The organism is Amycolatopsis nalaikhensis (assembly GCF_030264295.1).
GTDB classification, from domain to species: domain Bacteria; phylum Actinomycetota; class Actinomycetes; order Mycobacteriales; family Pseudonocardiaceae; genus Amycolatopsis; species Amycolatopsis nalaikhensis.
The window spans coordinates 385618-396248 of record NZ_CP127173.1 but is presented as its reverse complement, the minus strand read 5'-3'; the positions used below and the strand labels follow the sequence as shown (position 1 = coordinate 396248).

Here is a 10631-nt window from a genome sequence, read left to right as displayed (position 1 = left end):
TCAGCTCCCCTTCGGCGGCACGAGCTGCAGGTAGACGGTGGTGAGCACCAGGTTCAGCACGAACAGCAGGAGGAACGTGATGACCACGGACTGGTTCACCGCGTCGCCGACGCCCTTCGGGCCGCCCTTGGGGTTGAGGCCGCGGTAGGCGGCCACGACCCCGGCGACGAAGCCGAAGAGGACGGCCTTGATCTCGCTGATCCACAGGTCGGGCAGCTGCGCCAGCGCGGAGAAGCTCGCCAGGTACGCGCCCGGCGTCCCGTGCTGCATGATCACGTTGAAGAAGTAGCCGCCGAGCACGCCGACGACGCTGACCATGCCGTTGAGGAACACGGCGACGCCCATCGCGGCGAGCACCCGCGGCACGATCAGCCGCTGGACCGGCGAGACGCCGAGCACCTCCATGGCGTCGATCTCTTCGCGGATGGTGCGCGACCCGAGGTCCGCGCACATCGCGCTGCCGCCCGCGCCGGCGATGAGCAGCGCGGTGACGATCGGGCTGGCCTGCTGGATGATGGCCAGGACGCTGGCGGCGCCGGTGAACGACTGCGCGCCGATCTGCGTGGTCAGCGAGCCGATGTGCAGCGCGATCACCGCGCCGAACGGGATCGAGACCAGCGCCGTCGGCAGGATCGAGACGCTCGCGATGAACCAGAACTGCTGGATCAGCTCACGCAGCTGGAACGGGCGGCGGAACGTCAGCCGGACGACGTCGAGGCCGAGCCCGTAGAGCCGTCCGGTCTGCCGCAGCGCGGCGGCACCGGGGAACGACGCCGACGTCGCCATGCGGTTCCTTCCCAGCGGTTTCGCCGACACGGCGAATACACCCGAGATGAGCAAGGGGAAATGGTCCGAACGGCGTAACAATTGTCGGCCAGTGCACGGTCTCGGGGGTCGCCGTGTCGTTTCCTACTGGTCGGTACGCTAACGACGGCGTTGCTGGGAGACAAGAACTTGCCCGGGATCACGCGGTCACGGGCTGGTAACCGCGCATTTCTTGTCCGGCGCTGACAAACGCACCGGATCTTGTTGTCAAAGAAGGAAAAGAAATCCCGTCCCGCGCGCGGGTCAGGCCGGCCCGCTCGGCCAAGGTGGGCTGAAGGGTCCTTTCCTCGCATGTGATGCGAGGAAAGGACCCTTCAGTGCGCCAGATGAGATGAAGGTCCCCTTCAGCCCGCCCGGGTCGCGAATTCGCGGGCGCGCCGGGGTCAGGACTTGAGGCCGGCGAGGAGCTCGTAGGAGCGGACGCGGTCGGCGTGGCCGTGGACCATGGTGGTGATCATCAGCTCGTCGGCCCCGGTGTCGGCCAGCAGCTGCTCGAGTCCCTTGTGGACGGTCTCGGGCGAGCCGATGATGCTGGACCCGAAGCGGTCGGCGAGGAAGGCGCGGTCCATCTCGGTGTAGGGGTACTCCGCGGCCTCCTCGGGCGTCGGCAGCGCGATCGGGCGGCCGCGGCGCAGGCTGAGGAAGGTGAGCCCGGACGGCCCGGCCAGGAACTGGGCGCGTTCGTCGGTCTCGGCGGCGACGACGGAGACGCCGAGCATCACGTAGGGCTCGTCGAGCACGCCCGGCCGGAAGTTCTCCCGGTAGAGCTGCACGGCAGGGAGGGTGTTCTCGGCCGCGAAGTGGTGGGCGAAGGAGAAGGGCAGCCCGAGGCGGCCGGCGAGCTGGGCGCTGAAGCCGCTGGAGCCGAGCAGCCACACGGGCGGCTGGTTCCCTTCGGCGACGACGGCGTTGACCCCGCGGGCCTCCGAATGGGTGAAGTAGCCGATCAGCTCCTGCAGGTGCTCGGGGAAGTTCTCGGCCGAGAGGCCACCGGGCCCGCGCAGGGCGAGCGCGGTCCGCTGGTCGGTCCCGGGAGCACGGCCGATGCCGAGGTCGATCCGCCCGGGGTGGAAGGCTTCGAGGGTCCCGAACTGCTCGGCGACCACGAGCGGAGCGTGGTTGGGCAGCATGATCCCGCCCGAGCCGACGCGGATCCGTTCGGTGGCGTCGGCGACGTGCCCGATCAGGACGACGGTGGCGGAGCTGGCGATGCCGGGCATGTTGTGGTGCTCGGCCAGCCAGTAGCGGTGGTAGCCCAGCCGTTCCGCGGCGCGGGCGAGGTCCAGGGTGTTGCGCAGCGTCTCGCCGACGGTGTTCCCCTCCGAGACGGGGGACAGGTCGAGCACGGACAGCGGCACGTCAGGCAGTGAGCTGCACAACCGGGGTCAACGCCCCGGTGCCGCCATTGCTTCCCGCGGAGAGGGAACCGAGGAGGGCGGATGTGACGATCTTCACGGTCCCGGCCCCGCGGGGCACGCTGTCGGGTCTCCTGCCGATCCGGGCGCCGCGGGGCCTCCGAGCCGATACGGTGGGCGAACGGAAAAAGGAGGACGGGTGCCGCGGCCGGAGCGACCTTTGGATCCCGGGGACGATCTGCTGCTCGAATTCGCCGCCGATCTCCGGCGGTTGCGGGAGCGGGCCGGGAATCCGACCTACCGCGAGCTGGGCCGCCGCGCGCACTACTCGGCCGGGACCCTTTCCGAAGCCGCCGGAGGGCGGAAACTCCCCAGTCTGGCCGTCACTTTGGCCTACGTCCGGGCCTGCGGCGGGGTTCCCGGTGAATGGGAGGAACGCTGGCACGCCGTCGCCGACGAGTCGCGGCGGGACGACGCGCCCCAGGACCCCGAACCCGGGGAAATTCCGCCGTATGTCGGCCTGGCCGCATTCACCGCCGCCGACTCCGGGCGATTCTTCGGCCGGGAACGGCTCGTCGAAATGCTCGTCGCGCGGCTGGCGAGACACCGTTTTCTCGCCGTGCTCGGCGCCTCCGGCTCCGGGAAGTCGTCGCTGCTGCGGGCCGGGCTGCTGCCCGCCGTGAAGGGCCCGGTCGTGCTGCTCACCCCGGGCGCGCGGCCGCTGCAGGGGTGCGCCGTCAAGTTCGCCGCCGCGCTCGGCGTCGCGCCCGGTGCCCTGCTCGACGACTTCGCCGCGCACCCCCGCAACCTCGGGCTCGCCGCCCGCCAGCTGACCGAAGACGGCGAAGAAGACGTCGTCCTGGTCGTCGACCAGTTCGAAGAGGTCTTCACCCTCTGCCAGGACGAGCAGGAGCGCGCGCGGTTCCTGGCCGCGCTCGTCACCGCGACCACCGAGCCCGGCAGCCGGACCCGCGTCGTGCTCGGCATCCGCACCGACTTCTACACCCACTGCGCGCGCCACGCCGACCTCGCCGAGGCCATGCAGGACGCCCAGGTTCTGGTCGGCCCGATGACCACCGAGGAGCTCCGCCAGGCGATCACGCGGCCCGCCGTCGACGCCGGGTACCGCGTCGAAACCGCGCTCGTCTCCCGGCTCGTCGCGGACGCCACCGGCCAGCCCGGCGTGCTCCCGCTGCTCTCGCACGCACTCTTGGAAACCTGGCGACGCCGTCGCGGCACCACGCTCACCCTCGCCGGCTACGAGTCCACCGGCGGCATCGAACGCGCCGTCGCGCAGACGTCCGAAGGCACCTTCGCGACGCTTTCCGCCCGTCAGCAGCGGCTGGCGCGGCAGATCTTCCTCCGCATGACCGCCCTCGGCGAAGGCACCGAAGACACCAAGCGCCGCATCAGCCGCGCCGAGCTCGACACCGATGACGAGGACACCGCCGTCGTGCTCGACAAGCTGGCCGCCGCGCGGCTGCTCACCCTCGACGACACCGGCATCGAGATCGCGCACGAGGCCCTCATCCGCGGGTGGCCGCGGCTGCGCGAATGGCTCACCCAGGACCGCGAGGGCCTGCGCGTGCACCGGCAGCTCACCGAGGCGACCGACGCGTGGGAGTCCGTCGACGAGGACCCCGGCTGGCTCTACCGCGGCACCCGGCTGGCCATCGCGCGCGAGTGGGCCGCGCGCCAGGACACCGCGCTGTCGCACCGGGAACGGCGCTTCCTCGACGCGAGCCTCGCCGTCGAGCACGCCGAACAGGAACGCGACCGGCGTCGCACGCGGCGGCTGCGGCAGCTCGTCGCGCTGCTCGCCGTGCTGCTGGTGGTCGCCGTGGCGGCCACCGCCTACGCCGTGCGCGCCGAAACCACCGCCACCGACCAGCGCAACAGCGCGCTCGCCCAGAAGGTCGCGGGTCAGGCGCTGGCCATGCGCGCGACCAACCCCGCGCTGGCCGCGCAGCTCGCGCTCGCCGCGTACCGCCTCGACCCGGGCGCCGACGCGCGCAGCAGCGTGCTCGGCATGTTCACGACGCCGTATTCGACCCGGCTCACCGGGCACACCGGCCGTGTCAACACCGTCGCCCTCCGTCCGGACGGCCGCGTCCTCGCCACCGCCAGCTGGGACGGCACCGCGCGCCTCTGGGACGTCCACGACCCGCACCACCCCGTGCCGCTGGGGCCCCTCGCCGGGCACACGGGCAACGTCAACAACGTCGCCTTCAGCGCCGACGGCCGGAGCGTCGCGACCGCGGGCTTCGACGGCACCGTCCGCCTTTGGGACGTCACCAACCCGGCCCGCCCGGGGCCCGGGGTTGTCCTCGAGCGGCACCCGGGCAAGTCCTACGCCGTCGCGTTCAGCCCGGCCGGGCCGCTGCTCGCCACTGGGGACGTCACCGGCACGCTCCGGCTCTACGACACGACCGACCCCGCCCGCCCGCGGCCGGTGGGGGAGCTGACCGGGCACACGTCGTACGTCAACAACGTGGCCTTCAGCGCCGACGGTCGCCTGCTCGCCTCCGCGTCCGCCGACAAGACCGCGCGTATCTGGGACGTCGCGTCGCGGCGACAGCTCGGCGTCGCGAGCGGCCACACCGACGTCGTGCACTCGGTGGCGTTCAGCCCCGACGGGCACGTCCTCGCGACGGCGAGCGGCGACCAGACCGCGCGGCTGTGGGACGTCACCGACCCGGCGAGCCCGGCGCAGCTGTCCGCACTCGGCGCGCACAAGGCGATCGTGCGGTCGGTCGCCTTCACCGCCGACGGGCGCACCCTCGCGACCACCGGTTTCGACCGCACAGCCCGGCTTTGGGACGTCGCCGACCCGCGGCAGCCGCGTGAGCTGCCATCCCTGACCGGGCACATCGGCGCGGCCGTCTCGGCGGTGTTCAGCCGCGACGGCCGGACCCTCGCCACGGCCAGCGACGACCAGACCGCGCGGCTGTGGGACCTGCCGGGCCCGGCCATTCCGGCGCACACGGCGCAGGCGTGCCGCGTCGCGTTCGGCCGCGGTGTGCTCGCCACCGGCGGCTACGACCAGGTGGTGCGGCTGCACGACCTCACCGACCCGGCCGCATCCCGGCGCCTGGCCACGATCGGCGGCTTCGGCGACGCGGTCTGCGGCGTCGCGATCAGCCCGGACGGGCGCACGCTGGCCACCGGCAGCTGGGACCACACGATGACCGTCCGGGACATCTCCGATCCGGCCCACCCCGGGCCGCCGGTGGTGTTCAACCGGCTCCACGACGACGTCGACGCGGTCGCGTTCAGCCCCGACGGCCGGATCCTGGCGACGGCGGGCGACGGCCACACGGTCCGGCTCTGGGACCTCGCCGACCGCCTCCGGCCGGTGGAGATCGCCCGGCTGGACGGCCACGACGACGACGTCCACACGCTGGCCTTCAGCCCGGACGGCCGGACGCTGGCCAGCGCGGGCTGGGACCACACCGCGCGCCTGTGGGACGTCTCGGCACCCCGCGCCCCACGGCCGCTGGCCAAGCTCGAAGGGCACACGGACACCGTCTTCTCGATCGCCTACAGCCCCGACGGCAAGCACGTCGCGACCGCGGGCGCGGACCGCGCGGTGCGGCTCTGGACCGTCACGGACCCGGCCCACGTGCCGCCGCCGGTGGTGCTGGCCGGGCACACCGACAGCGTCCTGTCGGTGGCCTTCAGCGGGGACGGCCGCACGCTCGCGTCCGGCAGCTACGACCGCACGGTCCGGCTGTGGGACGTCGCGACGGCGGCGCCGTACGCGGTCTTCCCCGAAGAACGCGACCGCGTCTACGCCGTCCAGTACGCCCCGGACGGCCACACGCTGGCGGGCGGCGGCGCGGACGGAACGGTACGGTTGCTCGAAACCGATCCTGACCGGGCGGCCGAACGGATCTGCGCGGTCGCGGCGCCCCGCATCACCGAAGCCGAGTGGGCGGCGAGCCTGCCGGGACTCGACTACGCGCCGCCGTGCCCCTGAACAGCCGTCGGAGTTGTTCGGTGTTGTTGTTCGGCGCCGCGGTCGTGACACCGAACAACCGGAATCGGCTAGACATGCCCTCGACGTTCATTTCACCGGGGGTCTGAAGGGCTCCTTCAAGGGCACGGGAACACGCCTCTCCCGCCCCTCGAAGGGGCCCTTCAGCGTTTCGTCCCGCCGGTCCCGAGCGCCCCAATGTGGCCTTCGGTGCGTGAGACGCAACCAAGGCCGCCTTGGGGCGCTCGGGTCAAACCGCGGGGAGCCAGTCCGGGTTCGAGGCCAGCACGGTCAGCTGCTGCGTCGCCCGGGTCAGGGCCACGTACAGCACCCGCCGCCCGGTCGTCGACTCCGTGATCAGGTCCACGGGCTCGACGAGCACGACGGCGTCGTACTCGAGGCCCTTCGAGTCCAGGCTGCCGACGACCTTGAGCCGCTCGTCCGCCTGCCCCGAGAGCCAGCCCGCGACCTCCGGCACCCGGTCCATCGCCGTGATGACGCCGACCGTGCCCTCCACCGCGCCCAGCAGCTCCTTCACCGCCGCCTGGGTCGCGGACGCCAGGCCCGCGGCCTCCACCGGCCGGACCTCCGGCACCACGCCGGTCTGCCGGACGGCCACCGGCAGCTCGCCGGCCTCCGCGTGCCCGGCCACTACCTTCGCCGCCAGGTCGAAGATCTCCGCCGAGTTCCGGTAGTTCGTGCGCAGGGTGAACCGCCGCCGGGTCGTCTTGACGCCGAACGCCTGGTCGCGCGCCGAAGCCGCCTCCTCCGGGTCCGGCCACGAGCTCTGGACCGGGTCGCCGACCACCGTCCAGCTCGCGTACTTGCCGCGCCGCCCGACCATCCGCCACTGCATCGGCGAAAGGTCCTGCGACTCGTCGACGACCACGTGCGAGTACTCGTCGTAGTGCTCGGGCCGGGTCGGCGCGCCGCCCGTGCGGTCCGGCTCCACCTCGATCACCTGGCGGCGCTTGCGCTTCGGCGGCGGGCCGATCAGCACGCGCAGCTCGTCCAGCAGCGCGACGTCGGCGATGGACCAGCCCCGCGAACGGTCCGCGAAGTCCGCGGCCAGCATCGAGATCTCCTGCCGGTTCAGCACGCCCTTCGCCGCCGAGGCCAGCCGCTTCTCCTCGCCCAGCCACTTGAGGATCTGCGCCGGGTACAGCACCGGCCACCACACGACGAGGAACCGGTGGAAGTCGATCCGCTCGCCGAGGTCGGTGATCAGCTCGGCCCGGTCGATCTGCCTGCCGTCGTCCTTCGCGTGCTCCTCGGCCTTCGCGGCGAGGGCGTCGAGCAGCAGCTCGGCCGCCCGGATCCGCGACCGGTTCGGCGGCGCGCCCTGCGTGTGGGCCTTGCGGCGCACCTTCTCCAGCTCCCGCGCGGTCAGCTTGAGGACCTCGCCGCGGTAGACGATCCGCATCTCCTCCGGCGCCTCCGGCGGCGTGTCGCGCAGGGCCCGCAGCAGCACCTTCCGCATCCGCAGCGACCCCTTGACCGCGGCCAGCGGCGCCGCGTCCTGCCGCGTCGCCTCCAGGCCGTCGAGGACCTCGCCGAGCGCGCGCAGCTCGACGTTCGTCTCGCCCATCGAGGGCAGCACGCGCGAGATGTAGCTGGTGAACACCCCGGACGGCCCGATCACGAGCACGCCCGCGCCGCCGAGCTGACGCCGGTGCCGGTAGAGCAGGTAGGCCGCGCGGTGCAGGGCGACGGCGGTCTTGCCGGTGCCCGGCCCGCCGGTGATCTCGGTGACGCCGCGCCACGGCGCCCGGATCACCTCGTCCTGCTCCTTCTGGATGGTGGCGACGATGTCGCGCATCTTCTCGCCGCGCGAGCGCCCCAGCGCGGCCATCAGCGCGCCTTCGCCGACGATCTGCATGCCCTCCGGCACGGCGTCGGCGATCAGGACGTCGTCGTCGACGTCGAGCACGTTCTGGCCCGAGCAGCGGATGACGCGCCGCCGCACGACGTCCATCGGCTCCTCGGCGGTGGCCTGGTAGAACGCCGCCGCGGCCGGCGCGCGCCAGTCCGTCACGAGGTTGTCGAACTCGGCGTCGCGGATGCCGAGCCTGCCGACGTAGGTGCGTTCACCCTCGCGGTCGTCGAGGCGGCCGAAGACGAGCCCCTCGTACTCGGCGTCGAGCGACTGCAGCGTCTGGTTGGCGTGGTAGACCATCATGTCGCGCTCGAACAGCATCGACGCCTGCTCGAAGATCGCCTCGCGCTGGGCGCCCTGGCCGATTTCGTAGCCCTTCGTGCGCATCGCCTCGGCTTGGGTGCGCAGTTCGTCCAGACGGGTGTACACGCGATCGACGTGGGCTTGTTCGATGGCGATCTCGGCCCGTCTGACCCGAGGTTCCGACACGCATGGCTCCTTGACAGCTCTGGATCGCCTCCGAGGGCGAAGAACGACTCTACGCGTTGGGTGCGGCGGGGACACCCGTGTCCCGGTTCTGAGTGCCGAGCGTCATCCCCCCACAATCGGGGGGTGACCAGGATCGTGGCCGGGACGGCGGGCGGCCGGCGGCTGAAGGTGCCCCCGAAGGGCACCCGGCCGACGTCGGAACGCGTGCGGGAAGCCCTGTTCAACGCCCTCGAGACGGCGGGCGAGGTGGACGGCTCCCACGTCCTGGACCTCTACGCGGGCTCCGGCGCGCTCGGTCTCGAAGCCCTCTCCCGCGGCGCGGCCGACGCGGTGTTCGTCGAGTCCGACCGGCGCGCGGTGGACGTCCTGCGCGGCAATGTCGCGGCGCTGGGCCTGGGCGGCACGGTCCGGGCGGGCCAGGTGGAGGCGGTCGTCGCCGCGCCCGCGCCCCGGCCGTTCGACCTCGTGCTCGCCGACCCGCCGTACGCCGTCGACGCGGCCGCGCTGGGCAAGGTGCTTTCCGCGCTGGCCGCGGGCGGCTGGCTGGGTTCGGCGGCCCTGGTGGTGATCGAGCGCGCGGCCCGCGACGGCGCCCCCGAGTGGCCGCCCGGCTTCGCGCCGACGCGCGAGAAGAAGTACGGCGACACGGCGGTCTTCTGGGCGGAGTACGCGGCTGTGGCGTGAGCCACGCGCGGCAGAGCGGGCGTGGCGACCGGCGGCACGGTAGCGTCCGCGCCATGCGGCGTGCGGTCTGTCCCGGTTCCTACGATCCGGCCACCAACGGGCACCTCGACATCATCGAGCGGGCGGCCCAGCTGTTCGACGAGGTCGTCGTCGCGGTGGGGGTGAACAAGAGCAAGAAGGGCCTCTTCGAGATCGAGGAGCGCCTGGAGATGCTGCGGGAGATCACCTCGAAGCTGCCGAACGTGCGCGTCGACTCGTGGGAGGGCCTGCTGGTCGACTACTGCCGCGAGAACGACATCGCGGCGGTCGCCAAGGGCCTGCGCTCGGTCAGCGACTTCGACTACGAGCTGCAGATGGCGCAGATGAACCGCGAGCTCACCGGCGTCGAGACGCTGCTGATGGCGAACAACCCGGCGTACGGGTTCGTGTCCAGCTCCCTGGTCAAGGAGGTCGCGGCCCTCGGCGGCGACATCGAGCACCTGGTGCCGCCGGTGGTCTACGAGCGCCTCTCGGCGAAGTTCCCGAAGCTCGGGCGCTGACCCTCCACAACGGACTTCCCGCAACTCGGGCGGCCGGGTTCCCGTCGATCGGCCCCCTACGATCGTCGGGACTTGCGTGCCGACGTTCCCGAGTTCACGTTCTCGTCTTCTGACGATCATCCGATCGAGTTACGGTCCGAAAATGACCAACTACCGATCTCGCCTGGTCGCGGTCCTGTTCGCGCTCCTGGCCACGCTGTTCACGGGGGTCACCGCCGCCGAAGCGGTGACGAATTCACCGGCGGTCGCCGCGCAGAACGCCTGCGGCGACCTCGCCGGCTTCACCCACACGACGCTCTCGGCCCTGCCGCCCGAGGCGACCACGACGTACCAGCTGATCCAGTCCGACGGGCCGTTCCCGTACCCGGACAACGACGGCGTCGTCTTCGACAACCGCGAAGGCATCCTCCCGTCGTGCGCGTCGGGCTACTACCACGAGTACACGGTGCCGACGCCGGGCTCGAGCAACCGCGGCACGCGCCGCATCGTGACCGGCAGCGGCGGCGAGTACTTCTACACCGGCGACCACTACGCGTCCTTCCAGGTGATCGACATCGACGGCGGCAGCACGCCGGCCCAGTGCGGCGACCTGTCGGGCCTGACCGGCATCGGCTACTCGCAGCTCTCCGCGGCGGCTCGCACGGTCGTCGACAACGTCCGGAGCGGCGCGTCGACGGGCACGACGTACGAGAACCGCGAAGGCGTGCTCCCGGCGTGCTCCTCGGGCTACTACAAGCTGTTCGCCGTCGGCACGGACGACCGCGTGATCTCCGGCGGGGCGGGCGAGCTGGCCTACACGCCCGACCACTACGCGACGTTCAAGCGGATCGACCTGTCTTCCTGACCCCGGATGCAACGCGCCGCGCCCCCTCGTCCGTGAGGTACAC

The 10631-nt window shown here is 72.1% G+C and carries 7 protein-coding genes; 4 read left to right on the top strand and 3 right to left on the bottom strand.

Going from position 1 to position 10631, the window contains the following annotated elements; translation table 11 throughout:
• Entirely contained in the window at positions 1 to 786 is a 786-nt protein-coding gene (locus QP939_RS01970; RefSeq protein ID WP_285454757.1) for an MlaE family ABC transporter permease, read from the bottom strand.
• Between the two features lie 422 nt (positions 787 to 1208).
• The gene (locus tag QP939_RS01965) at positions 1209 to 2183 is read right to left on the bottom strand and encodes an LLM class flavin-dependent oxidoreductase (RefSeq protein WP_285454756.1); all 975 of its coding nucleotides are present in this window, start codon (positions 2181 to 2183) and stop codon (positions 1209 to 1211) included.
• A 196-nt stretch (positions 2184 to 2379) separates the two neighbouring features.
• On the opposite strand from QP939_RS01965, the gene QP939_RS01960 reads away from it, so the two are divergent.
• Entirely contained in the window at positions 2380 to 6159 is a 3780-nt protein-coding gene (locus QP939_RS01960; RefSeq protein ID WP_434219627.1) for an nSTAND1 domain-containing NTPase, read from the top strand.
• 247 nt (positions 6160 to 6406) lie between these two features.
• Here the strand turns inward: QP939_RS01960 and QP939_RS01955 are convergent, their stop codons facing one another.
• Positions 6407 to 8521 (bottom strand): HelD family protein, encoded by a 2115-nt coding sequence (locus QP939_RS01955; protein WP_285454755.1) that lies wholly within the window; start codon positions 8519 to 8521, stop codon positions 6407 to 6409.
• 123 nt (positions 8522 to 8644) lie between these two features.
• Here QP939_RS01955 and rsmD point away from each other — a divergent pair, with 123 nt between their 5' ends.
• The 3 genes from rsmD (at position 8645) to QP939_RS01940 (ending at position 10588) form a co-directional block, all read left to right on the top strand.
• Positions 8645 to 9205 (top strand): 16S rRNA (guanine(966)-N(2))-methyltransferase RsmD, encoded by a 561-nt coding sequence (gene rsmD / locus QP939_RS01950; protein ID WP_285454754.1) that lies wholly within the window; start codon positions 8645 to 8647, stop codon positions 9203 to 9205.
• 53 nt (positions 9206 to 9258) lie between these two features.
• The gene (coaD, locus tag QP939_RS01945) at positions 9259 to 9744 is read left to right on the top strand and encodes a pantetheine-phosphate adenylyltransferase (protein WP_285454753.1); all 486 of its coding nucleotides are present in this window, start codon (positions 9259 to 9261) and stop codon (positions 9742 to 9744) included.
• Between the two features lie 142 nt (positions 9745 to 9886).
• Positions 9887 to 10588 carry a ribonuclease domain-containing protein gene (locus QP939_RS01940; RefSeq protein ID WP_285454752.1) on the top strand — a complete coding sequence of 234 codons (702 nt, stop codon included), beginning with the start codon at positions 9887 to 9889 and terminating at the stop codon, positions 10586 to 10588.
• Positions 10589 to 10631: the final 43 nt, after the last annotated feature.

Bases quoted from the DNA above. Each gene is read 5' to 3' on its own strand.
- QP939_RS01970 (WP_285454757.1), bottom strand. From the start codon at position 786: ATGGCGACGTCGGCGTCGTTCCCCGGTGCCGCCGCGCTGCGGCAGACC.
- coaD (WP_285454753.1), top strand. From the start codon at position 9,259: ATGCGGCGTGCGGTCTGTCCCGGTTCCTACGATCCGGCCACCAACGGG.
- QP939_RS01940 (WP_285454752.1), top strand. From the start codon at position 9,887: ATGACCAACTACCGATCTCGCCTGGTCGCGGTCCTGTTCGCGCTCCTG.